This is a genomic window from Luteibacter sp. 9133, from assembly GCF_000800155.1.
Taxonomy (GTDB): Bacteria; Pseudomonadota; Gammaproteobacteria; order Xanthomonadales; family Rhodanobacteraceae; genus Luteibacter; species Luteibacter mycovicinus.
Genome location: NZ_JUHO01000001.1, coordinates 3,445,456 through 3,470,214 on the forward strand (window position 1 = coordinate 3,445,456; position 24,759 = coordinate 3,470,214).

The following is a 24,759-nucleotide window of genomic DNA, read 5'->3' on the forward strand; positions in this document are numbered from 1 at the left end:
GAAAGCTAAGGTTAGCGGGGCCGGACAGATATCTCAAATCGATTGTAGGCATCAATGTGATAGGCTGTGACTATTGCGAACGTCCAGAGCCCGTCGCCATGAACCTGCGAGACCTTCAATATCTCGTCGCCCTCGCCGAGTACCGCCATTTTGGCCGGGCGGCGGAGGCTAGCTTCGTCAGCCAGCCCACGCTGTCCACCCAGATCCGCAAGCTGGAAGACGAGCTGGGCGTGGCGCTGGTCGAGCGCACCCCCCGAAAAGTGCTGCTTACGGAGACCGGCGGTGAAATCGCCCGCCGCGCGCGCGGCGTGCTGTCGCAGATCGATGAGATCAAGTCCATCGCCCAGCGAACCCGCGACCCGGAGTCGGGCACGATCCGCCTGGGCATCTTCCCCACCCTCGGTCCTTATCTGCTTCCGCACGTGATTCCTCAGCTACGGGCGCGTTTCCCGCGGCTCGAACTTCTCCTGCGCGAGGAAAAGACCGAGCAGGTGCTGCACATGCTGCGCGAGGGCACCCTCGACGCCGGGATCCTCGCCCTGCCCGTCCACGACGACTCCCTGCACGTCGAGTTCCTCTTCGAGGAACCCTTCGTGCTCGCCGTGCCCAGCGGGCATGCGCTGGCCGGGCGCGGCTCCCTGCGCATGGACGATCTCTCCGATCAGAACCTGCTGCTGCTCGAGGACGGGCATTGCCTGCGCGATCAGGCGCTGGAGGTGTGTCACCTCGCGGGCGCGGGCGAGAAAACCGGCTTCCGCGCGACCAGTCTGGAAACGCTTCGCCAGATGGTGTCCGCCAACGTCGGCATCACGCTGCTCCCGGCGCTTGCCGTGCAGGCGCCGGTCGCCCAGTCGCCGAACGTCGACCTGATCGCCTTCGAGGCGCCCGCGCCGAGCCGCCGGATCGCCATGCTGTGGCGCAAGAGTTCGGCCATGACGCCGTTCTTCGAAGCGCTGGCGGGGATCGTCCGCGACCTGCCCGCCGACCTCTTCCATCCGCGAGGGACGGGGGCGCGTCAACCGGACGGCCGCCCGGCCGTTGCCTCTCCATCCCTCTGACGGTTTCGTCGCATGCGTGTCTGGCTCGTCCTTCTGCTGATCATCTGTGGCTGGGGCGGCTATGCCTGGTGGCGGCATCGTCCCGTGCATGACGCCCCTGGCATCGTCGCGGGCGACATTCCCGACCAGGAAGCGCTGGGCTCGGGCACCCTGCTCAAGCGCGGACGCTTCACGCTCACGCCGCGCGCGAAATTCTCGATGAGCGGGCGTGTCCTGTCGCGCGAGGATTATCAGCTGGACGATCTCGCGCCCATCGCGCCGACGGACCTCGCCCTGGGCTGGGGGCGCATGTCGGACAATGCCGTACTGGACAAGATCCGCATCTCGCAGTCCAACCGGTTCTACTTCTGGTACACCGACCACTTCCCGATCCCGCGCCGCGAGATCGAGGATTCCAGCGCCAACATGCACATGATCCCGGCTAACGACAATGCCGCCCGGGAACTGCGCGATGTACGCCCCGGCGAGGTGGTCCACTTCGAAGGCTTCCTCGTCGACGTCGATCGCGACGACGGGTGGCACTGGAATACTTCACTGACCCGCGAGGACACCGGCGCGGGTGGTTGCGAAATCGTGCTCGTCGAAGACCTGCGCGAAGAGAAGCCGGCGAGCCGCTGATCGCGGCCGTCAGGACCCGATCAGGGCATGCAAAGGGGCGTCGCTTACCCATCTGGCCCGACCGTTCAGGCCTGCCAGTTCGATGACGACGCTGGCGCCCCGCACTTCGGCGCCAAGCCGCTCGACCAGCCGACGCGCGGCCTCGAGGGTGCCACCCGTCGCCAGCACGTCGTCCACCACGATGACCTTCTCGCCCGGCGATAAGGCCTGCGTACCGATTTCCAGGCGATCCAGTCCGTATTCGAGGCCGTAGTCGAGACCCACCACCGGCGGCGGCAGCTTGCCGGCCTTGCGGATGGGAACGAAGCCGGCATCCAGTGCGCGGGCCATGGCGGCGCCGAAAATGAAGCCGCGCGATTCGATGCCGCAGACAGCGCCGATGCCCTGGCCACGCCAGGGTTCACAGAGCGCGTCGATGCACGCGGCGAAGGCGGTGGCGTCGGCCAGCAGCGGCGTGATGTCCTTGAACATGATGCCGGGACGCGGAAAATCCGGGACGTCCCGGACGAGGTGGGAAATGAACGACATGGAGCTTTCCTGAAGAAGGGGGGCGGCGGCTCAGGCCGGCAGGATAACGCTGTCGTCGAGATCGTCGTCGTCGGCCGCGCTGGCGCGAGCTTCCACGAGCTGCCTGTCGATCGCGCGAACGATGCTCCCGGCGGCCTCGGTCGCCGCGTCGGGCACCATGACGGCGACGAAATCGCGCGCCGGGAGCTGACCCACCGCCCCGGTGAGGAACTCGCCCGCGATGAACGCCGGTATACCCGCGTGCTCGAGCGCGTCCTTCACGAGGTGGGCGTCGATCAGGGTCTCGGCGTGGTAAGCGATGCGCATGGGCCCAAGCTACCCCGCGCCGTGCCTCGACGGCAAGCGTCGCGGGCCCAACAAAGGTAAACTCGGACGTTTGCCGCGCCCTTCTTTCCGAGCCTAAGCGATGTCGACCGAAACGCCCGTCCTGCAGCAGAACTTCATCCGCCAGATCGTCCGCGACGACCTGGCATCCGGCAAGCACGCGGCTATCCGCACGCGCTTCCCGCCGGAGCCCAATGGCTATCTGCACCTGGGTCACGCGAAGTCGATCTGCCTGAACTTCGGTCTCGCCACCGACTACACGGGCGTCTGCAACCTGCGCTTCGACGACACCAACCCCTCCAAGGAGGACGTCGAGTACGTCGAGGCCATCCAGCGCGACGTCAGGTGGCTCGGCTTCGAGTGGGCCGAACTGCGTCACGCCTCGGACTACTTCGAGGTGTTCTACCGTTCGGCGCTGAAGCTGATTCGCAAGGGAGTCGCCTACGTCGATGACCTTTCCGCGGACGAAGTGCGCGAATACCGCGGCACCCTCACCGAGCCCGGGCGCAACTCGCCGTTCCGCGACCGCTCCATCGAGGAAAACCTCGATCTGTTCCAGCGCATGCGCGCCGGTGAATTCGCCGACGGCAGCAAGACGCTGCGCGCGAAGATCGACATGGCCTCGGGCAACATCAACCTGCGCGACCCGGCGCTCTACCGCGTGCGCAAGGTGCACCACCAGAATACCGGTGACGCGTGGCCGATCTACCCGATGTACGACTTCGCGCATTCGTTGTCGGACGCGCTCGAAGGCATCACGCATTCGCTGTGCACGCTGGAATTCGAAGACCATCGTCCGCTGTACGACTGGTGCGTCGACCACGTCGATCTGGCCAACGATGCGGCGCTCTGGCAGCCGCTGGTCGACGCCGGTCTGCCGACGAGCCCGAGCAAGCCGCGCCAGATCGAGTTCTCCCGTGGCAATCTGAATTACACGGTGATGAGCAAGCGCAAGCTGATCACGCTGGTGACCGAGAATCTGGTGGACGGCTGGGACGATCCACGCCTGCCGACCATCGCGGGCGTGCGTCGCCGCGGCTTTACGCCCGCCGGCATCCGCCTGTTCTGGGAACGCATCGGCGTGAGCAAGCAGAACAGCACGATCGACATGAGCGTGCTCGAAGGCGCCGTGCGTGAAGACCTCGACGTGACCGCGGCGCGTCGTCTGGCCGTGATCGATCCGGTCAAGCTCGTCATCACCAACCTCGATGCCGCGCATGCGGAATCGCTGACCTTCCCGAATCATCCGAAGGACGAATCGTTCGGCAGCCGCAGCGTGCCGTTTTCGCGCGAGCTGTGGATCGAGCGCGAGGATTTCGCTGAAGTCCCGCCCAAGGGATTCCATCGTCTGAAGCCCGACGGCGAAGTGCGCCTGCGTGGCGTCGGTATCGTCCGTTGCGACGAAATGATCAAGGACGCGGACGGCACCATCACCGAACTGCGCTGCACGCTCGATCTCGAGTCGCGCACCGGCATGCCGGGTGCGGATCGCAAGGTCAAGGGCACGATCCACTGGGTGAGCGCGCGCGATGCCGTCCCGGCCGTCGTGCGCCTGTACGACCGCCTGTTCGATGTCACCGATCCGGACGACGACAGCGACGGCAAGACGTACAAGGACCACATCAACCCGAACTCGCGTCGGATCGTGCATGCCTACGTCGAACCCGCGGCCGCCGCTGCCGCGCGGGAGGACCGCGTGCAGTTCGAACGGCTGGGTTTCTTCGTGGCCGATATGCACGACCACACGCACGACGCGCCGGTATTCAACCGGATCGTCACCCTGCGCGATTCGTGGGCGAAGCAGGCCTGATGCTGTACGCACAGGTCCATCTCACGCTGCCCGCCTGGGTCCACGAAGCGGTCGACACGTCGGTGACGTACGCCGGTGACGAGGCCAAGGTCGGCCTCGCCATCGAGCTGTCGTCGCGTAACGTCGATCTCGCCACGGGCGGCCCGTTCGGTGCCGCGGTGTTCGATGCCAACGACCGGATCGTCTCCATCGGCGTCAACCGGGTCGTGCCGCATAGCTGCTCCGTCGCGCACGCGGAAATGATGGCGTACATGACGGCCCAGCAGCGCATGCAGCGTTTCCGCCTCAACGAGGACGGCTCACGCTTCGTGCTCGCCACCAGTTCGCAGCCCTGCTGCCAGTGCTACGGCGCCACCGTGTGGGCGGGCGTCGACGAGTTGCTGATCGGTGCCCGATCGGCGGACGTCGAGGAGCTCACGCCGTTCGACGAAGGTCCCCTGCCCGCCGACTGGATCGGTGAACTCGAGCGTCGCGGCATCGCCGTGCGCCGGGACATCCGCCGCGATGACGCTCGCGACGTCCTGCGCCGTTATGGCGAATCCGGCGTCGCCTACTGATCCGGATGCTCACCCGGTGAAACGCTGGCGCGCCGCCCTGCCTCTCGCCCTGATGGTGCTGGCCGGCGTCATCGCGCTCGCCAGTGGCGCACTGGACCGCCTTCACCCCAGTCACCTGCTGGCGGAGGAAGGCATGCTACGCGCGAGCATCGCCGTCCATCCCGTGCTCTCCCGTGTGTCGTATGCCGTGCTGCTGACGCTGGCCATCGCGACCGGCGTGCCCGGTACGATCGTCATCGTTCTGGCCGGCGGACTGCTCTTCGGCATCGCCGAGGGCAGTGCCCTGTCTTCGCTGGCCCTGGTGGCCGGCTCCCTGCTTCTCTATGCCGCCAGCCGGCATGCCTTCGGTCACGGAGGGCGCCAGCCGCCCGATCTGGCACGGCGCGTTCGCGAGGGCTATGCGCGGCGACCGGTCAGTTACACGTTCGCCTTGCGCTTCGTTCCCGTCGTGCCACTGGGCGCCATGACCGTCGTGCTGGCCTGGCTCCGCTGCCCCCTGTGGCTGTTCATCGCCGCCACCTGGCTGGGCGGCACCGTGTCGCTCGTGATCGAGAGCGCGATCGGTGCCGGCCTGGCCTCCACGCTGGGCGGGGATGCGCCTTTCAGTCTGATCGACCCCCGCATCCTGCTGCCGCTGTGCGCCTTTCTGATCGTCAGCCTGCTGCCGCTGGCGGCTCGCTCCGTCCGGGCACGCCTTCGCCGCGACTGAGCCGGCGGAACTGCGCTAGGCTGTAGCCTCGCGGCGCCTGGGAGAGGCCCGCCGGGGGAGTTCATGGGCGACGTGTCGACTTCGTCATGGCTGGAAAAGGTGTGGCGTCGCACGTCGCTCGTGCAGCGCCTCACGTGCGTCGCGCTCGTGCCCACGGCGATCAGCGCCTTGCTGCTGGTGACGCTGCTGACCCGGCATCAGATGGATACTCTGCACGAGATGGGCCGCTCGACGGCGGACGCCATCGCACAGCAGTCCGCCACGGTATCAGGAGATGCCCTGCGCACCGGTGAGCGCCGCGAAATCGCCCGTATCGCCCAGTCCATCGTTCAGCTCCCTCAGGTATCGCGCGTAAGGATCAGCGACCGTGACGGCGAAATCCTCGCCGACCGCGTCAACGGCACGATCGGCGATGACGACAGCCTGACCGTGGCGCGCGAGGTGCTCGATCCCCTGACCCACCGGGTGGTCGGGTCGGTAACGGTAGACGTCAGCGTCGAGGACGCCATCGCCGCGCAGCGCGCCAGCATGCACAACGCGTTGCTCTGGCTGGCGCTCAGCCTGTTCATCGCCGTCATGATCGGCTGGTCGACCGCGCGCTGGCTGAGCGCGCCGCTGCGCAATCTGGCGATCGCCGTGCGACAGCTCGGCCTGGGCGACCGTACCGTCGTTGTCCCGGTCACCGACGACACCGAAATCGGCGATCTCCAACGCGGCTTCAACGGCGCCGCGTCGAAGCTATTGCATGCCCAGATCGGTATGGAACGGGAAATCGCCGCCGCCACCGAAGAGCTGGCCCGGAAAAATGCGGCACTGGAAGCTGCCAGCGTGGCCAAGGCCCGGTTTCTGGCCGCCGCCTCCCACGACCTTCGCCAGCCCCTGTATGCCCTCACCCTGTTCTCCTCGGGCCTTGCGGTGGATGAATACGATCCGCTGAGACTCAACCGTATCGCGCACATCCAGGAGTGCGTGGATGCGCTGGATCATCTGTTCAGCGAACTGCTGGACCTGTCCCGCCTCGAGACCGGCGCCATGCCGGCGGTGATCCGCGACGTCGCGCTCGATGACGTGTTCGAAGAGGTCAGCGTGAATTTCCGCATGGTCGCCGAACAGCACGATCTGCGACTGGTCGTCCGCACGACGGGCCTGTGGGTGCGATGCGACCGCACGATGCTGGCGCGCATCCTCAACAACCTCGTCAGTAACGCATTGCGCTATACCCGCTGTGGCGGAGTGCTGGTCGGCGCCCGCAAGCGGCTGGACGGCCGGGTGAGGATCGACGTCTGGGATACGGGACTCGGCATCGGCGACGAACATCTGCGGCACATCTTCGACGAGTTCTATCGTGTGGAAAGCGGCCCCGAAACCGGCCGGCCGGAAGGAACGCGACGAGGCCTCGGGCTGGGCCTCTCGACCGTGCAGCGCCTGGCCGGCCTGCTTGGCAGTGAAGCGTCCGTGCGTTCCCGGCCAGGCAAGGGCAGCGTGTTCTCGATCACCTTGCCCGAGACCCAGGCCGGCACCCTGGAGCCGCGCCAGACGCCCGCGCAGGCGCCCGCCGCCACGCGTGACGTCGCCGGCATGCGGGTCCTCGTGATCGACGACGAGCCCAGCATCCTCGCCGGCATCAGCTATCTGCTCGGCAGCTGGGGCTGCGAGGTCATGACGGCGGAGGACGCTCAGCAGGCCATGGAAGCGGTGCACCAGTGGATACAGCCGCCGGATATCGTCATCTCGGATCTGCGGCTGCGCGAGGGTACCGGGCTGGACGTCATCGCCCTGCTCGACCGTTATTACCGACGACGCCCCGGCGACGCGCCTCCCTTCGCGCGCGTGCTGATCACTGGCGAGACACGCGGCGACTTTCTGCGCAACGTCGATGCGAGCACCACGCAGGTACTGTTCAAACCGGTTTCGCCCGAACGCCTCCACGAAGTAATGGTTTCCGCGTGGGCTGTCCATCATGCACCCGTCTGAGCCGGATGGCCTGCTTGCCGACGACCGGCCGGAGGGCTATGGTCCGGGGAACGGGGATGCCTGTGGCAGTGCGGGCGGAGGAGTGGCATGCGTGTCTTGATCGCGGATGATCATCGTCTGATCATTGAAGGGGTGAAGCTGAAGCTTCGCGAGCTGGGTGACCACGTCGAATTCGTCGAGGCCGAAAGCGTGGCACAGCTCCGGGCGCAACTCGCTCGCGAACCGCTGCCCGACCTCGCCTTGATCGATATGGCCATGCCCGGCGCCAATGGCGTCGAGCACATCAAGGAGGCGCTCGACACGCTTGCCGATGCGGAGGACCGGGTCACCGCCGGCGACAGGGCGAGCAGCGACCTCACGGAAGACGAACGGCGGCATGCCGCGGACCTGATCGGCGCCCACACCGCGCAGAAGCGCGCCGTGATCGTGCTGTCCGGCACGGAAGATTCCGCCGCGATCCGACATGTGCTGGATCTGGGCGTACAGGGTTACATCCTCAAATCTTCACCGCCCGACGTGATCCTCAGCGCGGTCCGACTCGTCGTGGGAGGCGGCATCTACATACCGCCCGAGGCGATGAAAGCGGCTGCTTCGACGCCTGTGCCCGCCTTTGCGTTTCAGGGCAACGGCAGCGACGGGCTGACCACCAAGGAGCGCCTGGCTGCGGTCCTCACGGACCGCCAGATCGACGTCCTCAAGCTGCTCGCAAAGGGACGGCCGAACAAGCTGATCGCACGCGAACTGGGCATCAGCGAGGGCACGGTAAAAATCCATCTGGCCGCTATCTTCCGTGCATTGCACGTGCGCAACCGGCTGGAGGCCCTCGTGGCCGCCCAGCATCTGGGCGACTGACGGCCGGCACATTCTCGACCGGGATCCGGCGTAAGCTCGGGTCCAGGGTGTGACGCAGGGCGGGCGCGATGCAGGCAGGCGTGAGGAACGCGGCAGGACGTTGGGCGCGCGGGTGGTTGACCGCGTGGTTTCTGTGCGCCCTGTGGATCGCCCCTTCACCAGCGTCACCCCGCGACAGGAACGACATCGATCCCGATGCGCCGCTGACCTTCGGCATCCTGCCCATCGGCGGCCCCGTCGAGTCGCTGGAAGCCTGGCGGCCTCTGCTCGACGATCTTCATAAAGCTCTGGCACGGCCCATTCGCGCCGTCTCCGTGACGACCTACGAAGGCATCGCCCAGGCCATCAGCGAGCAGCGCGTGGACATCGCCTTCCTGTCGGGGCGGCTGGCCCTGGACGCGGTGACCCAGCAGAACATGCAGGTGATCGGCCGGCTCACCCGCGGTGACGGATCGAAGGGCTATTACGCCGAACTGATCGTGGCATCCGATTCGCGTATCGGCAATCTGGAGCAGCTGTTCTCACGACCGGGCAAGTGGCGGTTCGCGCGCGGTGAGGCGCTGTCGACGTCGGGTTACCTCGTCCCGGAAACCCAGCTCTTCGCCGCCCGGGGCGTCGATTCCGACACGTTCTTCGCCAGCGTGCATATCGACAACCATCAGAACAACGCGCTGGCCGTGGCCAACGGCGAAGCCGACGTCGCGACCAACAACACGGCCGATCTCGAACGTTTCCAGCAACATTTTCCCGATCAGTACGCCCGGCTGCGCGTCATCTGGAAATCCTCGCTGATACCGCATGCCGTGATCGTCATTCGCAACGATCTACCGGCATCGCTGCGCGACCGTGTGGCGAGTTTCATTACGGGTTACGGAAAGGGGAAAGACGGCACCCGTGAGGAAGCCAACCTGAAGCTGATCCACGACATCAGCGGCTTCGCACCGGCGAGCAACGCTGACCTCGTAGCTTTCGCCGACATCGAATACGCGCTGGAGAAACGCCGGGCCACCAGCGCACAGTGGGTAAGCGAGGGCGCGCGCGAGACGCGTTTCCATAAGATCGAATCCGATCACCACGCGCTCGTCGCCCGGCTGCGCGGCAAGTGATAGACCGTAAGACCTAAGCCGCAAGGACTAAGCCCCCTTGTCTATCGCGTCACGAACACGCGTTTCATAGATTCGTCATGGAGTCCGGTGCCACAAGGCAACCCATGAACGCGTCGCTGCACCTGCCAGGAAGGATCGTGTCGTTGCGCCGCCAGCTCGTCCTCAAAGGGCTGCTGCCGATGACGGTCGTCGCCCTGGCCATGACGGCCACCCTCGCGGTGATGCAACTTCGCGCGCTGGGATCGGAGGCGCACGCCGTAGCGCGTATCCAGGCGGTCAGGCTCGCCGGCGCCGTCAACGGCGTCACGGGCGACGACGCCCTTCGCGACGCGCTTACCCGAGCGCTGTCGCGCAGCGCGCCGACGCAGCGCGCGACCCTTTATCGCGATGATGCACCCGACCTGATCGTCACCAGCGGGCGCGATGCGCCGGATCGTCATGGGCTCCACGTTCGCCTCAGCACCGCCGCAGGGGAGCTGGAAACGGTGTCCGATGCGTCCGCACTACGCGAAAGGCGCACCGCCGCGACCCTGATGTGTCTCCTGCTCGGCGCAGGTGTCTGCGGCGTGTTCTTCCTGACGCAACGTGCTGTGGAACGCGATGTCGCGCAGCCGGTCGAGCGGCTGCGCGCACGCCTGGAACACGCGCTTCATCCGCGCGGCACCCACGCCGGCACACCGGACGCCCCCTTGCGGGCCATTGATGCCTTGCTGGACGAGCTTGTCGAACTTCGCGCGCGGCACGATGCCGCCATGGCGGACGCGCTTCGCCAGCGGTTGCAGGACATAGCCCGGCACACCCGTTTCGTTGAGCAGGTCGGTGACCACTTCCGGCAGCCGCTACAGGCACTTTCCCTGTTTGTCGCGGGCATGCAACCGGGGGAGGACCTGCGCCAGCGTGCGGTGCTCGGCCAGATGCGCACCAGCCTGACGCGCCTCACCGAACTGCTCGACGGGCTGCTCGAGATGGCGCGCTTCGACGCCGGCGCCGTCGAGCCGACGCCGACGGTGGTGCTGGCAGCCGACCTCTTCGTCCGGGTCCGCTCCCATGTCGAAGCGGACGCCATGCGACTTGGCGTCGACGTGCGCTGGCGTGGCGGACGGCTGCCTTTCCATGCCGACGGCGCCCTGCTGGTCGAGCTGCTCAACCGCCTGGTGTCGTGCGCGGTACTCAGCACACCGCATGGTCGCGTACTGGTGGCGATACGACGTCGTGGTGACGCCATTCGTCTGGAGGTACGGGATAACGGCATGGGCGTCGAGCCGGCGGAACAGGCGCGCCTGTTCGAGGAGTTCACGCGCCTCCCCGGCCAGCCTGGCTATGGACTCGCCCTCGCCGTGGCGCGCCGCATCGCCGATAGCCTCGGCGGCCACATCGGCGTGCGATCCAGCCCGGGACGCGGCACCTTGTTCTGGGTGCAGCTGGACCGCGCAGCCATCGGACCCACACCTCGCGGTGTCGTGTCCGCCCTGATCCGTCACGCCGCGTCCTGAGACACGCTACCTGTCCGCGGACGCCCGACCGGCGTATCGTTGCGTGAGCATCAGGACCTTTTTCGAGGGTGGCGGGCGTGGCGAGCATCAACTGGTCGGACACAGCGCCGACGGTCGCTTTTCTCGGCGTATTCGCGGGCGCCATCGGGCTGCCCGTACCAGCGATGCCGACGCTCATCGTCGTCGGCAGCACCCTCGTGGCCTCGCGCGATCCGCTGCTCATCATGGCGACGTTCGCCGCCGCGCTGGCCGGTGCCTTCCTGGGTGACGCGGCGTGGTTTCTGACCGGACGCCGGTTCGGCTACCGCGTGCTCGATGGCCTCTGCCGCATTTCTCTCTCGCCCGACACCTGCGTGCGGCGCGCTAGCGGATTCTTCGAAAAGCGGGGCGTCAAGCTGCTGCTGGTCGCCCGGTTCATCCCGGGGCTGTCGCTCGTGGCGATTCCTATCGCGGGTGCGGGCGATACCCGGTTCGTGCGCTTCACGCTCTACGACCTGCTCGGCGCCTCCCTGTGGATCGCCGTCGGCCTCTCGGCAGGCATGCTTTTCTACCGGCAGATCGACGCCGTTCTGGCACTCCTCCGCGAGTTCGGACTGGGCATGGCGGCCGTTGCCGCGATCGGTATCGTCTTGTGGATCGGCTTTCGCTACGCGCGACGCTCCCTGTTGCTGCAACAGCTGCGCAAGTCCCGGATTTCGGTCGACGAACTTTCGCTGCTGCTGGCCAGCGAACCCGGCGCCCTGATCGTCGACGTGCGCTCGGCCATCAGCCGACGCGACGACCCGTTCGTGATCCCGGGCTCCCGCCTGTTCGATTTCGCGACCGCGGACGCGGATATCGCCACCCTGCCGCGGCACAGTGCGGTCGTCATTTACTGCTCGTGCCCCAACGAGGTCTCCGCCGCGAAGGTGGCCGAACGGCTAAGCAAGCTCGGCTTCCGCAACGTCCGGCCACTGACCGGCGGCCTGGGCGCATGGCGTGACGCGGGCCGCGACGTGGAAGCGATCGTCGCCACGACCTGAATCAGCCCACGAGGCGGGTTGTGCGCTGCCCTGCCCGCCGACTAAACTAGGCGGCTTCGCGCGTATGGGTCGTTAGCTCAGTTGGTAGAGCAGCGGACTTTTAATCCGTAGGTCGCCGGTTCGAATCCGGCACGACCCACCATTCGCGGCGAAAACCCCGCACTCAGACGTAGTGCGTAGGATCCGGCACGCCAGCCTTGGCGAAGCCTTCGGCACGCAGCCGGCATGCATCGCAGTGACCACACGCCCTGCCCTCGGCGTCGGCCTGATAGCAGCTGACCGTGGCCGAGAAATCCACACCCAGACGCATGCCTTCGCGGACGATGTCACCCTTGCCCATCTCCATCAGCGGCGCATGGATGCGGATGCCCGCCCCTTCGACGCCAGCCTTGGTCGCGACGTTCGCCAGTGCCTCGAACGACTCGATGAACGCCGGGCGGCAGTCCGGATAACCGGAATAGTCGACGGCGTTGACGCCGCAGAAAATGTCCGTCGAGCCGAGCACTTCGGCCCAGCCCAGCGCGATCGAAAGCATGATGGTGTTGCGGGCGGGCACATAGGTGACCGGGATACCTTCACCGCCATCTTCGGGCACATCGATATCGGCGGTCAGCGCCGACCCGCCGATGCTGCGCAAGTCCACGTGGACCGTCTTGTGCGTAACCGCGCCGAGCATCTTCGAGACACGCTCCGACGCCTCCAGCTCGGAGCTATGACGCTGACCATAGGCGACGCTGAGCGCATACACGTCGAATCCTTGCTCGCGGGCCATCGCGATGGTCACCGCGGAGTCCATGCCGCCGGAGACGAGGATCACGGCTTTGCGGGAGGGGTTCGGCGTATTCATGGCGGTACCTTTCTAAAGACGTTTCAGTGGCCGGCCGCATCGTTCCATAGCAGCTTGTGCAACTGCAGCTGGAAACGCACCGGCAGGCGCTCGGCGATGATCCACTCGGCCAGCTCGCGCGGCTCCACCTTGCCCCACACCGGCGAGAACAGGCACATCGCCCGGCTATCGAGGTGGTGTTCCCGGACCGCGTCACGCGACCACTCGAAGTCGCCGCGACTCGCGATGACGAATTTGACCTGGTCGTGGGGCAACAGGTGATCGAGGTTGGACCAGAGATTGCGTGCGCTCTCGCCCGAGTCAGGGGCCTTCAGATCCATGACTTTACGGACGCGCGGATCGACCGCGGAGACATCGAGCGCACCGGAGGTCTCAAGCGACACGTCGTGCCCGGCGTCGCAGAGCTTGCTCAAGAGGATTTGGCAGCGCTTCTGCGCCAGCGGCTCGCCCCCGGTCACGCAGACGTGGCGGGTCCCGTAGCTGGCGACTTCGGCGACGATGGCATCGATGTCGTGCCACTGGCCGCCGTGGAACGAATACTCGGTATCGCACCAGACGCAGCGCAAGGGGCAGCCGGTCAGGCGCACGAATACCGTGGGCCAGCCAATCGCATCGGCTTCGCCCTGGACGGAGTGGAAGATCTCAGTGATCCGCAGCCGCTCCGCGACGGGCGCGACCGGCGAGACGTCCGCCGGGATTGCGGTGCTGCCGTTCATGGGATCAGTTGGCCGTCTGGCGCTGCAGACGACGCAGGCGTTCCTGTGCGAGGCCGGCAGCCTTGGAACCGGGATACTTCGCCGTGACCTGCTTGAGCGTGGCAATGGCGGCGTCCTGCTGCTTCAGCTCGATCTGGCAATAGCCGACCTTGAGCAGGCCGTCGGAGACCTTGTCGCTCTGCGGGTACTGCTTGACCAGCCGCTGGAACGCCTCGATCGCCACCGGGTAGTTCATCGTGACGTAGTACGACTCACCCAGCCAGTAGTAGGCGTTGGGCGCGAGCGGGCTGTCCGGATACTTGATCAGGAAGTCGCGAAAACCACGCGATGCGGTGACGTAATCGCCGCCACGAAGCGACTTGAACGCCGCGTCGTACGCGGCTTGCTGGTCGCCGCTGGCGGGAGCGGAAGCGGCGCCTGCTGCCGTCGGGGCCGCGGCAGCGGCCTGGGCGGCCGGACCCTGCTGCGAGGCGGCAGGCGGCGCGGCGGAGGCCTGCGGTGCGGCGGGTGCGGCGGGCTGCTGGCCCTGAGGCGCGGCGCCACCCTTTTCGATACGGCCCAGACGCGAATCGACATCCGCGTACTGCGCCTTCTGGGAATCCTGGAGTTGCTGGTTCTGGTGCTGCAGTTCTTCGATCTGACCCTGCAGCTGGGCCACCTGCTGCTGGAGATCGTTGACCTGATTGACCAGTGTGGTCGAACCGGCCTGGGCCTGCGACTGCTGCTCGAGCCGCGCGACGCGATCGGCGAGACTGAGGCGCGTGTCCTGCGCGGTGGCGGGCAGACCAAAAAGCATGGCGGACGCAAGAGCGCCCGCCATGCCAAGCCTGGCCGTAAAGCTGGTAGCCAGAGTCTTCTTCATTACTTACTTCGCGGTGTAGACGATCTCAACGCGACGGTTCTTGGCCCAGCAGTCATCGTTGTGCTCACGGCAGGTCGGCTTCTCTTTGCCGTAGCTCGTGACGTTGACCTGACCAGCCGAACCACCAGCCGCCTGGAGAGCGCTGGAGACGGCATTGCCGCGACGCTCGCCGAGGCCGAGGTTGTACTCGCGGGTACCGCGCTCGTCGGTGTTACCCTCGAGGGTCATGGCCGACTGCGGACGATCCTGCAGGTACTTGGCGTGGCAAGCGATGATCTGCTGGAACTCCGGCTTGACGTCGTTCTTGTCGAAGTCGAAGTACACAACGCGCTGACGCAGGCAAGCGTCGGTGTCGAGGTCGGACGGCTGGTACTTGCCGTCGTTGGTCGGAGCCTGGGTCTGCGTGACCGGCTGCGATTCGGTCGGGGCGACCGGCTTGACCTGCTTCTTGGAGCAAGCGGCCGCGCCCACGCAGAGCAGGGCAGCCAGGGTGACGGTAACAGTCTTATTCATGGGACGTTCCTTCAAACAGTTGAGTTCCGACAGTCGGTTTTCGGTTTCGGGACAGGCACCGCCGGTTGTCCGGCTGTTTTTCTACTTACATCTACGCCGACGGGGCGCTGTCCCGCACCCTGCGTCTTCGTTCCGATAACCGCCGCGAAGCGGCTACCGGTTAATTGTCGTCCGCAGAAAAGGCGCGGAATATCCGCGCCCCTCCCTGGACGTTGCCGACGCCGCGCCCCCGAAGGGTCGCCGCATCAGCGCTGTCGATAGGGTCCCCACGACGGTTCGCGCACGTCGCCGTCCGAGAGGACGAGGCGCTGACGCACGGCACCATCTGCCGAAACCGCATACAGGACGCCGCGCGTACCCTGCGATGCGGCGTAAAGCAGCATGCTGGCGTTGGGCGCGAAGCTGGGCGAATCGTCCACGTTACCCGGGGATACGAAGCGCACCTGCCCGCCCAGACTGCGGTCCATGATGGCGATACGATACACGTTCCCGTTGCCCTGCACCATCGCAATCTGCTTACCGTCAGAGCTGACGGAAGCGCTGGCGTTGAAGCCACCCTGGAAGGTCACGCGGGTGGCCGCGCCGCCGGCGGCGGACATCTGGTAGATCTGGGGCTTACCCGAGCGATCCGAGGTGAAGAGGATGCTCTGGCCGTCCGGGGTGAAGGTCGGCTCGGTGTCGATCGCGAAGTTGTTGGTCACCCGCGTTTCGGTGCGGCTGGCCACGTCGATGACGAAGATCTCGGGGTTACCCACGTAGGACAGGCTCACCGCCAGCTTGCTGCCGTCGGGTGACCAGGCGGGAGCGCTGTTGATGCCGCGCGGGTGCGAGGCGATCAGGCTGCGCGAGCCCGTATTGATGTTCTGGATATAGACCGCCGAGTTGCCACTCTCGAAGGAGACGTAGGCGATCTTGCTGCCGTCCGGCGACCAGGCCGGCGAGAGCAGCGACTCACGCGAACGGGCGACGACCTGCGGATTGAAACCGTCCGAGTCGGCCACGATCAGCGAGTAGGTCGCGTTGTTACCCACGCCCACGGCGGTAATGTAGGCGATGCGAGTCCAGAAGGCGCCGCGGACGCCGGTGATCTTTTCATAGATCTGGTCGGCGATCTGGTGGGCGACGCCACGCAGGTCACCCGCCGGCGCGGTGAAAGACTGGGCCAGCAGGCTCTGCTGCTTGTTCACGTCCCACAGCTCGTAATCGATCTTCAGGTTGCCGCCCCCGGCGTCGCTGATGCGGCCGATCGTGAGGAAATCCTGCTTGAGCAGACGCCAGGTGGCGAACTTGATGTCCGAGCCCTGAGACGGCGTCTCGACGATGTCGGCCTTGTCCAGCGAGCGGAACTTGCCGGAGCGGTTGAAATCCGCGCGAATGACGTCGGCGACGTCGGTCGGAAGCGGCGCACCGCCAGCCTGGGCGAACGGCACCACGGCAATCGGGGTAGCCGTCTTCAGGCCGCCGACGATGTCCACATTGAGGGACTGGGCAGCGGCCGGACCGGCCACGAAGGCGGTCAGGGCAACCAGGAGGATGGCGAGGCGGGAAAGCATTCTGCGCATGGGCGGATTCATTGCGACCTGGGGTTGGGGGACGGCGACGGCATGTTAGCGCGCTGGAAGCGGCCAGCGTGACCCGATTATGAACCGCCCCGCCCGGCGCAGCCGGATCGGGGCGCGACACATCATTGCGGCCTGAACGTGAAGGTGAGGTTGCGCTGAAAGACGTCCTCGAAGCCCTGATAGGGCAACGGCTGGGCGCGCAGCACCGCGTTCTCGATCGAGGCCTTGCCCGCCGCGTCATAAGGACAGCTGGCATCGGCCTTCGCGCTGAGCACCTGCCCACCCGGAATCTGGGTGATATGCACCGCGCAAGGCGCGTCCGGCATATTGTCCGGGCGCAGCCAGTTCGGCGTCACCGCGTTCTGGATGGCGGCGATGTACAGAGCCTGCTTGCTGTTGTCCTTGCCGTTCTGGCCAGTCTGAACCTTGTCGGCAGGGGGAAGATTCTCCCGGCCGTCGTCCTTGGCGTTGGCCAGATCCTTCAGCTGCTGCTCGGCTTGCTTCTTCTTGCTGTCGGCCTGCTTGGTCTGCGACTTGGCGGCATCGAGCTGCTTGAAGATCTCGTCGATCTGCTTCTGTTTTTCTTTCTTCTTCTCTTCCTGCTGCGCATCCAGCTCTGCCTGACGCTGACGCTGTTGCTCTTCCTGCAGGCGCTTCGCGTCCTCGGCCTTCTGCACGGCGTCGTCGACCACCTTCTCCTGGTCCTTCAGGGCCGGCGTCTTGGGCGGCGGCGGCAACGTCTCGACCTTGGGCTTCTCCGGCTGCGGCGGCGTCGGCGTGGGCTGCGCGGGCGGTGGCGGCACGGTGTTGGGCACCGGCTTCTGCGTGTGCTTGGGAGGCGGCGCGCCCGTCGGACCGATCAGGGTCGCTTCGATGATCTGACCCGGCAACTGGATGGGCGCCGGACACTTCAGCGGATTCCAGTCGGCGGGCAAGCCGATGGCGTCGGCCCACTTTTCGTAGTCCGAGCACGGGATGATCGCGAGGCCCAGGAAGGCCACGATACCGATGTGCAGGAGCGCGGCGAGGACGACCGCGCGCGGCGTACCGTTACGGTTTTCCATTCTGCGCGCCCGACTCCGGCTGGCTCATCAGGCCGATCTTGGAGACGCCCGCTTCCTGGAGGATCGGGAGGATCTGGTAAACCTTGCCGTAGCCCACGCGCTGATCGCCGGCGACGAGCACCTGAAGCTCGGGATTGGCATCGTGGAACGCCGTGATCTTGCTCTTGAACTCATCGGCGCTGACCGGCTCGCGCTTGGTGCCGTTCGCGGTGAGGTAGATCTGCCCACCCTCGTCCACCGAAACGACGATCGGGTCTTTCTTGTCCTGCAGGGACTTGGCGTTGGTCTGCGGCAACTGGATGTCGACGCCGAGGTTCATCATCGGTGTGGTGACCATGAAGATGATCAGCAGCACGAGCATGACGTCGATGTACGGCACGACGTTGATCTCGGACTTCAGCTTGCGCTTGTGACGGCGATGTACGTTACGCGTGGCCATGGGGCGGCGGGCTCAGGCGACGTCGTCGGCGTGGATCTGGCGCTGCAGCACCGAGGAGAATTCTTCCTGGAAGACCTCGTAACGCGACGCGACGCGCTCCACCTTGGTGGCGAAGCGGTTGTAAGCCCAGACGGCCGGGATGGCGGCGAACAGGCCCATGGCCGTGGCGATCAGGGCCTCGGAGATGTGCGGGGCGACGACCGAGATGGTCACGTCCTTCATCTCACCCAGGCCCTGGAAGGCACCCATGATGCCCCAGACGGTACCGAACAGGCCGATGTAGGGGCTGATCGAACCAACGTTGGCGAGGAATTCGAGGTTCTGTTCGAGCTTGCCGATCTCGCGGGTGCCGGCCACGCGCATGGCGCGCTCGGAGCCTTCCATGATGCGGTCGGCATCGGTCACGCGGCGCTGGCGCTGGCGAGCGAATTCGCGGAAACCCGCCTCGAAGACGTTCTCGATGCCGTGCTGCCCTTCGCGGTTGCCCACCTCGCGGAACAGGGCGGCCAGGTCGGCGCCGGACCAGAAACGGTCCTCGAAGGTCTCGGCGTTGTCGTGGGCGGTCTTCAGCTGGCTGTACTTGCGGATGATGATGACCCACGACAGGAACGAGAAGACGAGCAGAAGCAGCATCACCAGCTGCACCGGCAGGCTCGCTTCCGCGACCAGCTTGAAAATGTTCAGTCCACCGTTCATCGCTTGAAGGCTCTCCGCCGGGTATCTGGGGCTTAGGTAATAGGGAAGGTCTGGGGGAACAGCCCGGCCGGAATCTGGGCCGGACGCATCGTGTCGAGGTTGACGCAGGCTGCTCGCACCGTGGCTCGCAACAACGTCGTGCCCCCACACACGATCTCCTGACCGAACAGCATACTGGCTGAACGCCTCTCTTTGACGGCGACCGTGACCTGGAGTTCATCATCCAGACGGGCCGGACGCAGGAAGTCCAGGTGCATCTCGCGGACGACGAAGCCGAGCGAGGTGGATTCCCTCAGGGCCAGCTGGTCGATGCCCTGGGCGCGCAGCCATTCGGTCCGGGCCCGCTCCATGAAGCGCACGTAGTTGGCGTGATACACGACACCACCGGCGTCGGTGTCTTCCCAGTAGATGCGGACAGGAAAGCTGAAATCGCTCATGCGTCGTCCGAAAAAAGGTCGGGCATGGCCGTCTGACGCGGGGGCGGATTGAGCCCGAGGTGGCGCCAGGCCTTGGCCGACGCCATGCGGCCGCGCGCGCTGCGGATCAGGTAACCCTGCTGGATCAGGTAGGGCTCGACCACGTCCTCCAGGGTGCCGCGATCTTCACTCAGGGCCGCCGCGAGCGACTCGACACCGACCGGGCCGCCCTCGAAGTTCTCGATAATCGTACGCAGCAGGCGGCGATCGAGGTCGTCGAAACCTTCCGCGTCGACCTTGAGCATGTCCGTCGCCGCCCGGGCCAGGGCATGGGTGATCTTGCCGTCGCCCCGCACTTCGGCGTAATCGCGCACCCGGCGCAGCAGCCGGTTGGCGATACGCGGGGTGCCGCGCGAGCGCCGGGCGATCTCGATCGCGCCATCCATATCGCAGTCGATGCCGAAGATTTTCGCGGCACGCCGGACGATCGCGGTCAGCTCGTCCACGCTGTAGAACTCCAGCCGCTGGATGATGCCGAAGCGATCGCGCAGGGGGCCGGTGAGCAGGCCCGCGCGCGTGGTGGCGCCGATCAGGGTGAAGGGCGGCAGGTCCAGCTTGATCGACCGGGCGGCAGGACCCTCGCCGATCATGATGTCGATCTGGAAGTCTTCCATCGCCGGATAAAGGACCTCCTCGACCACGGGCGACAGCCGGTGGATCTCGTCCACGAAGAGGACGTCATTGGCTTCGAGGTTGGTCAGCAGCGCGGCGAGATCGCCGGCGCGCTCGAGAACGGGGCCCGAGGTGGAGCGCACATTGACGCCCAGCTCGTTGGCGATGACGTGGGACAGCGTGGTCTTGCCCAGACCCGGAGGCCCGAAGATCAGGACGTGATCGAGCGCACCCTGACGACGACGCGCCGCTTCGATGTAGATCGACATCTGCTCGCGCACCGTCTCCTGGCCGAGGTATTCGGCCAGGCGCTTCGGCCGGATGCTCGCCTCCAGGGCGTCGTCATCCATGGCGGCGGTGGCGGAAATAATGCGGTGCTCGGACATGCCCGCATTATGGCATGCCGCCTCAGATCTCGACCTGCGCGCCCAGCTCGATCAACCGGTTGCCCGGAATCTGAAAGAACGCCGTGGCCGGCATCGCGTTACGCGCCAGGAAGGCGAACAGCTTGTCGCGCCACAACGCCATACCCGGACGCCGGGCATCCGCGACGATCGTTTCGCGGGACAGGAAGAACGTCGTGTCCATCATGTCGAAGTCGAGCCCCCGCGAGCTGGCGCGGGACAGCGACAGCGGAATATTCGGATCCTCAGCGAAGCCATAGCGCAGCTGCAGCCCGAAGAAGCCGCCACCGTACTCGATGACTTCCATCCGCTCGTCGAAGTCCGCCACCGGCGTCTCCAGCATTTCGACGGTAAGGAGCACGTTGCGCTCGTGCAGCACCTTGTTGTGCTTAAGGTTATGCAGCATGGCGTGCGGCACGGCGTTCTGGTTGGCCGTGAGGAACACGGCCGTCCCCGGCACGATCAGCGGCGGGTGATCGGCGATATTCGCGACGAAGGGTTCGAGGGCCAGGCCGGACTGCTTGATCTCGCGGACCACCAGCTCCCTGCCCCGCCGCCACGTCGTCATCATGGTGAAGATCACCACGCCGAGCACCAGCGGGAACCAGCCGCCATGAGCGATCTTGAGCGCGTTGGCACCGAAGAACGCGAGATCGGTGATGAGGAAGATGACGCCGACGGTGATGACCGCCGACCAGTGCCAGTTCCAGCGACGGCGCGCGACCACCAGGGCGAGCAGCGTCGTCATCGTCATCGTACCGGTCACGGCGATGCCGTAGGCCGCGCCCAGATTGTTCGACGAGCGGAAGCCGATGACGGCGAGGAACACCAGCACCATCAGCAGGCGATTCACCCAGGGCACGAAGATCTGGCCGGACATCTCGTGCGAGGTGTGCACGACGGCCATGCGCGGCGAGTAGCCCAGCGACATGGCCTCGCGGGTCATCGAGAACGCGCCGGAGATCACCGCCTGCGAGGCGATCACGGCGGACGCCGTCGCCAGCGCGATCATCGGATACAGGAGGTTCTCCGGCACCATCTTGTAGAACGGGTTCTCGATGGCGGTCTGATCGTGCAGCAGCAGCGCGCCCTGCCCGAAATAGTTGATCAGCAGCGCCGGCAGGACGAAGAAGAACCAGGCCAGGCGAATCGGCTTCTTGCCGAAGTGACCCATGTCGGCATACAGCGCCTCACCACCGGTGAGTGCCAGCACGACACCACCAAGCGCGATGAAGGCGGAGCGGCCGTGCTCCGTGAAGAACTTCACGGCGTAGTACGGATTCAAGGCCCAGAGCACCTGCGGATGCTGGATCAGCTGGCGCAGCCCCAGCCACGCTAGCACCAGGAACCACAGCGTCATGACCGGCGCGAACGCCTTGCCGACGATCTCGGTGCCGTGCCGCTGGATCGCGAAGAGCACCACCAGGATGACCAGGCAGATCGGCACCACGTAGGTGTCCAGCGATGGCGCGGCGACCTCCAGGCCCTCCACCGCCGAAAGCACGGACATCGCCGGCGTGATCACGCCATCGCCATAGAACAGCGAGGCGCCGAAGATGCCGATCGCGGCCAGAACCCAGCGCGCCCTTGGCGAACCGCTGACGCTGCGCTGCGCCAGCGCCATGAGCGCCATGATGCCGCCCTCGCCCTTGTTGTCGGCGCGCATCACGAAGGTGACGTATTTGAGCGAGATCACCATCAGCAACGACCAGAAGATCAGCGAGAGCACGCCGAGCACCGCGGCAGGCTGCGGCGTCATGCCGTGCGTGCCGAGCGTTTCCTTCATCGTGTACAGCGGGCTGGTGCCGATGTCGCCGAAGACGATACCGATGGCGCCCAGAGCCAGCGCGGCCAGTTTCTTGCCGCGCGCGTTCTGAAGTTCTTCGGCGGGATTGTGATGGCCCATGGCTCAGCCCCCCAGGGCGGCGCGGAGCGCCTTGCGGATGATGGCTTCGGCGGTGTCGCCGTCGGCGGCGGCCTTCTGGACCAGACGCGACGCTTCGACCGGCTTGTAGCCCAGCTGCTGAAGGGCCACCGTGGCTTCACTTACGGGATCGACCGGCGCGGACACGCCCGCCCCCATCGCCGCCGGCAGGCGCACGCCCACCGCGTCGACGCGGTCACGGAGTTCCACGACCATCCGCTCGGCGGTCTTCTTGCCGATGCCCGGAATCTTGGTCAGGGCCACGACGTCGCCCGCATGAACCAGGCGCGACAGCTCATCGGTCGACACACCCGAAAGCACGGCCAGCGCGATCTTCGCGCCGATACCGCTCACCTTGAGCAGGTTGCGGAACATCGCCCGCTCCGCTTCGTGCATGAAGCCGTAAAGCGACACGCCATCCTCTTTCACCGCGTAGTGCGTGAGAAGGATGACCTCCTTGCCGGTCGCCGGAAGGTCGTAAATGGTCGACATGGGAGCGTCGACCTCGTAACCCACGCCACCCACCTCGATGAGGAGGGAGGGCGGCTGCTTGCTGATAAGAGTGCCTCGCAGGCGGCCGATCATCGGCGACGTCTCCATGCCGTGCGCGGGATACCCACGCGTTCAATGCTGGAACGGGTATGCGCGTGGGCGATCGCGATCGCCAACGCGTCGGCGGCGTCCGCCTGGAGCGGACCCTTGATACCGAGGATCATCCCGATCATGTGCTGGACCTGGGTCTTGTCGGCGCGGCCGGTACCGACCACCGCCTGTTTGACCTCGGTCGCCGCGTACTCATGCACGACGATTCCCTGGCTGACAACGGCACACACGGCCGCGCCACGCGCCTGACCCAGCTTCAGGGCCGAGTCGGCGTTGCGCGCCATGAACACACGCTCGATCGCGGCTTCCGCGGGAGCATGCGTACCGATGATGGCGCAGAGTTCGTCAAAGATGCGTTTCAGCCGGAGGGGAAAGGTCGCTTCCCCGCCGACAACGAGCGCGCCATGCCAGACATGGGTGAGCGCGCCATTGTCGGCGACGTCGATGAGACCGACGCCCGTACGCTGGCTACCCGGATCGATACCGAGGATGCGGGTCATGACAGCGAATTAATACGCAAGACGATAAGGGGCCGGAGGCGTCACGCCTCGTCCGCATCCTGCGTCGGGAGAACGGCGTTGTGGTAGACCTCGTCGACATCGTCCAGCGCGTTGAGCCGGTCGAGAAGCTTCTCGAAATGCTCCAGCGCCTCGCCCGTCGGCGTGACCAGGGGGCCGTTGGGCCGCATGACCACGTCGGAGCCTTCGACCTCGAAGCCCGCCGCCACCAGCGCCTTGCGCATGGCCTCCACGGCGATCGGGTCGGCGGCGAGCAGCACCGTACCGACGCCGTTTTCGATGACGATGTCTTCCGCGTTGTTTTCGATCGCGGCCTCTTCGAGCTTGCCCTCGATGTCCGCGTCGCCGCCGGTATGGATCAGCACCTGACCCACACGGGTGAACTGGAACGCGACCGAGTTGGTCGTCCCGAGGTTGCCGCCGAGCTTGGTCAGCGACGCGCGGACGTCGGCGACCGTGCGGGTCTGGTTGTCGGTGACGCAGTCGATGATCAGCGCGGTGCCCGCCGGGCCGTAGCCCTCGTAGCGAACCTCGTGCATGTCCGCCCCGCCCTCGGCACCCGAACCGCGCTTGATCGCGCGATCGATGGTGTCCTTGGTCATGTTGGCGCCCAGCGCCTTGTCGACAGCCGCGCGCAGGCGCGGATTGCCGTTGGGATCGGGCACGCCGCCACGGGTGGCGATGGTGATTTCGCGGATCAGCTTGGTGAACACCTTGGCGCGCTTGGCGTCTTCGGCATTCTTGCGACCTTCGATGGAGGGGCCTCTACCCATGTTCGATTCCTGGACTTACCGGACGGACGAGGGCGCGATTCTATCCGCAATCACGTCGGGGGGCTAAGGGGGGTATCGAAACGCCCCTCCCTCAGAAAGACACCGACCTGCCTGGCGACGTCCGCCGACACCAGCATGCCGGTGTGGCTGGTCTCCAGAACGCAGTGCGCGCAAAGCCCCGGCAGGCGGGTTTCTTCCACGCCGACGGAGCCATCGTGCTCGGCGCCGAGTTCGCCGACGAAAGCCCCCAGACCAACCGGCATGCGGCCGGCGATCATGCCGACCTCGCGGGAACCGTCCCAGCGGTCCAGACCGTGCTCGAGCAGACCCCGGGCGCGCCCCAGCAGCATGTCGCCGCCCCAGCGGTGGGTCAGCCCACGGGCCGCGCCACTGCCATTGAGCGGCGAACCGAGGCATACGATGCGACCCTCGGGCAGGTCCTCGTCGCGGCAGGCCAGCAAAGCAAGGATGCCGCCCAGGCTGTGCCCTACGACGTGGACGGGCCCTGGCCCCAGATGGCGTATACGCTTGCGCAGCCGCGCGATCGCCTGCTCCGGCGGCGCGGCCACGCTCATGTATTCGAACTGGTGAACCCGGAAACCTTCCTCGCGCAGCCGCCGGCTGAGCATCGCCATGGCGAAGCCCCGCATCCACAAGCCATGGAGGAGCAGGACATCGGCAGGCGAGTCACTCATGGAC

The 24,759-nt window shown here is 66.1% G+C and carries 27 protein-coding genes and 1 tRNA gene; 11 read left to right on the forward strand and 17 right to left on the reverse strand.

Going from position 1 to position 24,759, the window contains the following annotated elements; all coding sequences use genetic code 11:
- Positions 1-98: 98 nt before the first annotated feature.
- Both oxyR and FA87_RS15070 read left to right on the forward strand, forming a co-directional pair.
- Positions 99-1,058 (forward strand): DNA-binding transcriptional regulator OxyR, encoded by a 960-nt coding sequence (oxyR, locus tag FA87_RS15065; protein ID WP_043695649.1) that lies wholly within the window; start codon positions 99-101, stop codon positions 1,056-1,058.
- A gap of 12 nt (positions 1,059-1,070) precedes the next feature.
- Entirely contained in the window at positions 1,071-1,676 is a 606-nt protein-coding gene (locus tag FA87_RS15070; protein WP_043695652.1) for a hypothetical protein, read from the forward strand.
- Positions 1,677-1,685: 9 nt separating this feature from the next.
- Here FA87_RS15070 and FA87_RS15075 read toward each other — a convergent pair whose 3' ends face one another.
- Together FA87_RS15075 and FA87_RS15080 are read right to left on the reverse strand one after the other, a co-directional pair.
- Positions 1,686-2,204 carry an adenine phosphoribosyltransferase gene (locus FA87_RS15075; protein WP_036110682.1) on the reverse strand — a complete coding sequence of 173 codons (519 nt, stop codon included), beginning with the start codon at positions 2,202-2,204 and terminating at the stop codon, positions 1,686-1,688.
- Positions 2,205-2,234: 30 nt separating this feature from the next.
- Entirely contained in the window at positions 2,235-2,510 is a 276-nt protein-coding gene (locus FA87_RS15080; RefSeq protein ID WP_043695654.1) for a DUF2007 domain-containing protein, read from the reverse strand.
- Positions 2,511-2,610: 100 nt separating this feature from the next.
- Here FA87_RS15080 and FA87_RS15085 point away from each other — a divergent pair, with 100 nt between their 5' ends.
- The 9 genes from FA87_RS15085 (at position 2,611) to FA87_RS15125 (ending at position 12,193) form a co-directional block, all read left to right on the forward strand.
- Complete coding sequence (locus FA87_RS15085; RefSeq protein WP_036110679.1) at positions 2,611-4,338, forward strand: glutamine--tRNA ligase/YqeY domain fusion protein; 1,728 nt, start codon at positions 2,611-2,613, stop codon at positions 4,336-4,338.
- Positions 4,338-4,895 carry a nucleoside deaminase gene (locus FA87_RS15090; RefSeq protein ID WP_043698254.1) on the forward strand — a complete coding sequence of 186 codons (558 nt, stop codon included), beginning with the start codon at positions 4,338-4,340 and terminating at the stop codon, positions 4,893-4,895. Before FA87_RS15085 ends, FA87_RS15090 begins: the two co-directional genes overlap by 1 nt.
- Before the next feature lie 16 nt (positions 4,896-4,911).
- On the forward strand, positions 4,912-5,604 hold the full coding sequence (locus FA87_RS15095) for a VTT domain-containing protein (RefSeq protein WP_043695658.1): 693 nt from the start codon (positions 4,912-4,914) through the stop codon (positions 5,602-5,604).
- A gap of 63 nt (positions 5,605-5,667) precedes the next feature.
- The gene (locus FA87_RS15100) at positions 5,668-7,578 is read left to right on the forward strand and encodes a hybrid sensor histidine kinase/response regulator (protein WP_043695661.1); all 1,911 of its coding nucleotides are present in this window, start codon (positions 5,668-5,670) and stop codon (positions 7,576-7,578) included.
- Between the two features lie 87 nt (positions 7,579-7,665).
- Complete coding sequence (locus FA87_RS15105; protein WP_036110667.1) at positions 7,666-8,430, forward strand: response regulator transcription factor; 765 nt, start codon at positions 7,666-7,668, stop codon at positions 8,428-8,430.
- Positions 8,431-8,546: 116 nt separating this feature from the next.
- The gene (phnD, locus tag FA87_RS15110; RefSeq protein ID WP_052191375.1) at positions 8,547-9,536 is read left to right on the forward strand and encodes a phosphate/phosphite/phosphonate ABC transporter substrate-binding protein; all 990 of its coding nucleotides are present in this window, start codon (positions 8,547-8,549) and stop codon (positions 9,534-9,536) included.
- A 104-nt stretch (positions 9,537-9,640) separates the two neighbouring features.
- Positions 9,641-11,029, forward strand: coding sequence for a HAMP domain-containing sensor histidine kinase (locus FA87_RS20005; protein WP_052191376.1), 1,389 nt, complete (start codon positions 9,641-9,643; stop codon positions 11,027-11,029).
- 77 nt (positions 11,030-11,106) lie between these two features.
- Complete coding sequence (locus FA87_RS15120) at positions 11,107-12,051, forward strand: DedA family protein/thiosulfate sulfurtransferase GlpE (RefSeq protein WP_197056491.1); 945 nt, start codon at positions 11,107-11,109, stop codon at positions 12,049-12,051.
- Between the two features lie 66 nt (positions 12,052-12,117).
- Positions 12,118-12,193, forward strand: a tRNA-Lys gene (locus FA87_RS15125).
- A gap of 21 nt (positions 12,194-12,214) precedes the next feature.
- Here the strand turns inward: FA87_RS15125 and queC are convergent.
- The 15 genes from queC to FA87_RS15200 form a co-directional block, all read right to left on the reverse strand.
- Positions 12,215-12,898 carry a 7-cyano-7-deazaguanine synthase QueC gene (gene queC / locus FA87_RS15130; protein WP_043695669.1) on the reverse strand — a complete coding sequence of 228 codons (684 nt, stop codon included), beginning with the start codon at positions 12,896-12,898 and terminating at the stop codon, positions 12,215-12,217.
- Between the two features lie 23 nt (positions 12,899-12,921).
- Positions 12,922-13,614, reverse strand: coding sequence for a 7-carboxy-7-deazaguanine synthase QueE (gene queE, locus FA87_RS15135; RefSeq protein WP_043695672.1), 693 nt, complete (start codon positions 13,612-13,614; stop codon positions 12,922-12,924).
- 4 nt (positions 13,615-13,618) lie between these two features.
- A complete protein-coding gene (gene ybgF, locus FA87_RS15140; RefSeq protein ID WP_197062424.1) occupies positions 13,619-14,476 on the reverse strand; it encodes a tol-pal system protein YbgF in 858 nt (285 codons plus the stop codon).
- Between the two features lie 3 nt (positions 14,477-14,479).
- Entirely contained in the window at positions 14,480-14,989 is a 510-nt protein-coding gene (gene pal, locus FA87_RS15145; protein WP_036110655.1) for a peptidoglycan-associated lipoprotein Pal, read from the reverse strand.
- 245 nt (positions 14,990-15,234) lie between these two features.
- Positions 15,235-16,563 carry a Tol-Pal system beta propeller repeat protein TolB gene (gene tolB, locus FA87_RS15150; RefSeq protein WP_156128563.1) on the reverse strand — a complete coding sequence of 443 codons (1,329 nt, stop codon included), beginning with the start codon at positions 16,561-16,563 and terminating at the stop codon, positions 15,235-15,237.
- Positions 16,564-16,673: 110 nt separating this feature from the next.
- Positions 16,674-17,615, reverse strand: a complete 942-nt coding sequence (locus FA87_RS15155) for a cell envelope integrity protein TolA (protein ID WP_036110649.1) — start codon at positions 17,613-17,615, stop codon at positions 16,674-16,676.
- Positions 17,602-18,054 carry a protein TolR gene (gene tolR, locus FA87_RS15160; protein WP_043695681.1) on the reverse strand — a complete coding sequence of 151 codons (453 nt, stop codon included), beginning with the start codon at positions 18,052-18,054 and terminating at the stop codon, positions 17,602-17,604. The genes FA87_RS15155 and tolR overlap by 14 nt, the downstream gene beginning before the upstream one ends.
- A gap of 12 nt (positions 18,055-18,066) precedes the next feature.
- Positions 18,067-18,750 carry a protein TolQ gene (tolQ, locus tag FA87_RS15165; protein WP_036110643.1) on the reverse strand — a complete coding sequence of 228 codons (684 nt, stop codon included), beginning with the start codon at positions 18,748-18,750 and terminating at the stop codon, positions 18,067-18,069.
- Positions 18,751-18,782: 32 nt separating this feature from the next.
- Positions 18,783-19,187, reverse strand: a complete 405-nt coding sequence (gene ybgC, locus FA87_RS15170; RefSeq protein WP_036110640.1) for a tol-pal system-associated acyl-CoA thioesterase — start codon at positions 19,185-19,187, stop codon at positions 18,783-18,785.
- Positions 19,184-20,224: a Holliday junction branch migration DNA helicase RuvB gene (gene ruvB, locus FA87_RS15175; RefSeq protein WP_036110638.1), complete on the reverse strand. Its 1,041-nt coding sequence runs from the start codon at positions 20,222-20,224 to the stop codon at positions 19,184-19,186. Before ruvB ends, ybgC begins: the two co-directional genes overlap by 4 nt.
- A 22-nt stretch (positions 20,225-20,246) precedes the next feature.
- Complete coding sequence (locus FA87_RS15180) at positions 20,247-22,148, reverse strand: potassium transporter Kup (RefSeq protein WP_036110636.1); 1,902 nt, start codon at positions 22,146-22,148, stop codon at positions 20,247-20,249.
- A 3-nt stretch (positions 22,149-22,151) separates the two neighbouring features.
- Complete coding sequence (ruvA, locus tag FA87_RS15185; protein ID WP_036110633.1) at positions 22,152-22,751, reverse strand: Holliday junction branch migration protein RuvA; 600 nt, start codon at positions 22,749-22,751, stop codon at positions 22,152-22,154.
- Positions 22,748-23,269: a crossover junction endodeoxyribonuclease RuvC gene (gene ruvC, locus FA87_RS15190; protein WP_036110629.1), complete on the reverse strand. Its 522-nt coding sequence runs from the start codon at positions 23,267-23,269 to the stop codon at positions 22,748-22,750. Before ruvC ends, ruvA begins: the two co-directional genes overlap by 4 nt.
- Positions 23,270-23,310: 41 nt before the next feature.
- Positions 23,311-24,060, reverse strand: a complete 750-nt coding sequence (locus FA87_RS15195) for a YebC/PmpR family DNA-binding transcriptional regulator (RefSeq protein WP_036110626.1) — start codon at positions 24,058-24,060, stop codon at positions 23,311-23,313.
- Positions 24,061-24,110: 50 nt separating this feature from the next.
- The gene (locus FA87_RS15200) at positions 24,111-24,755 is read right to left on the reverse strand and encodes an alpha/beta fold hydrolase (RefSeq protein ID WP_036110624.1); all 645 of its coding nucleotides are present in this window, start codon (positions 24,753-24,755) and stop codon (positions 24,111-24,113) included.
- Between the last annotated feature and the right edge of the window lie 4 nt (positions 24,756-24,759).

Bases quoted from the DNA above. Each gene is read 5' to 3' on its own strand.
- ruvA (WP_036110633.1), bottom strand. From the start codon at position 22,751: ATGATCGGCCGCCTGCGAGGCACTCTTATCAGCAAGCAGCCGCCCTCC.
- ruvB (WP_036110638.1), bottom strand. From the start codon at position 20,224: ATGTCCGAGCACCGCATTATTTCCGCCACCGCCGCCATGGATGACGAC.
- FA87_RS15090 (WP_043698254.1), top strand. From the start codon at position 4,338: ATGCTGTACGCACAGGTCCATCTCACGCTGCCCGCCTGGGTCCACGAA.
- tolB (WP_156128563.1), bottom strand. From the start codon at position 16,563: ATGAATCCGCCCATGCGCAGAATGCTTTCCCGCCTCGCCATCCTCCTG.
- ruvC (WP_036110629.1), bottom strand. From the start codon at position 23,269: ATGACCCGCATCCTCGGTATCGATCCGGGTAGCCAGCGTACGGGCGTC.
- tolR (WP_043695681.1), bottom strand. From the start codon at position 18,054: ATGGCCACGCGTAACGTACATCGCCGTCACAAGCGCAAGCTGAAGTCC.
- FA87_RS15195 (WP_036110626.1), bottom strand. From the start codon at position 24,060: ATGGGTAGAGGCCCCTCCATCGAAGGTCGCAAGAATGCCGAAGACGCC.
- FA87_RS15100 (WP_043695661.1), top strand. From the start codon at position 5,668: ATGGGCGACGTGTCGACTTCGTCATGGCTGGAAAAGGTGTGGCGTCGC.
- oxyR (WP_043695649.1), top strand. From the start codon at position 99: ATGAACCTGCGAGACCTTCAATATCTCGTCGCCCTCGCCGAGTACCGC.
- pal (WP_036110655.1), bottom strand. From the start codon at position 14,989: ATGAATAAGACTGTTACCGTCACCCTGGCTGCCCTGCTCTGCGTGGGC.
- FA87_RS15070 (WP_043695652.1), top strand. From the start codon at position 1,071: ATGCGTGTCTGGCTCGTCCTTCTGCTGATCATCTGTGGCTGGGGCGGC.
- FA87_RS15155 (WP_036110649.1), bottom strand. From the start codon at position 17,615: ATGGAAAACCGTAACGGTACGCCGCGCGCGGTCGTCCTCGCCGCGCTC.
- FA87_RS15075 (WP_036110682.1), bottom strand. From the start codon at position 2,204: ATGTCGTTCATTTCCCACCTCGTCCGGGACGTCCCGGATTTTCCGCGT.
- FA87_RS15200 (WP_036110624.1), bottom strand. From the start codon at position 24,755: ATGAGTGACTCGCCTGCCGATGTCCTGCTCCTCCATGGCTTGTGGATG.
- tolQ (WP_036110643.1), bottom strand. From the start codon at position 18,750: ATGAACGGTGGACTGAACATTTTCAAGCTGGTCGCGGAAGCGAGCCTG.
- queC (WP_043695669.1), bottom strand. From the start codon at position 12,898: ATGAATACGCCGAACCCCTCCCGCAAAGCCGTGATCCTCGTCTCCGGC.
- FA87_RS15085 (WP_036110679.1), top strand. From the start codon at position 2,611: ATGTCGACCGAAACGCCCGTCCTGCAGCAGAACTTCATCCGCCAGATC.
- queE (WP_043695672.1), bottom strand. From the start codon at position 13,614: ATGAACGGCAGCACCGCAATCCCGGCGGACGTCTCGCCGGTCGCGCCC.
- FA87_RS20005 (WP_052191376.1), top strand. From the start codon at position 9,641: ATGAACGCGTCGCTGCACCTGCCAGGAAGGATCGTGTCGTTGCGCCGC.
- FA87_RS15180 (WP_036110636.1), bottom strand. From the start codon at position 22,148: ATGGGCCATCACAATCCCGCCGAAGAACTTCAGAACGCGCGCGGCAAG.
- ybgF (WP_197062424.1), bottom strand. From the start codon at position 14,476: ATGAAGAAGACTCTGGCTACCAGCTTTACGGCCAGGCTTGGCATGGCG.
- FA87_RS15105 (WP_036110667.1), top strand. From the start codon at position 7,666: ATGCGTGTCTTGATCGCGGATGATCATCGTCTGATCATTGAAGGGGTG.
- ybgC (WP_036110640.1), bottom strand. From the start codon at position 19,187: ATGAGCGATTTCAGCTTTCCTGTCCGCATCTACTGGGAAGACACCGAC.
- FA87_RS15080 (WP_043695654.1), bottom strand. From the start codon at position 2,510: ATGCGCATCGCTTACCACGCCGAGACCCTGATCGACGCCCACCTCGTG.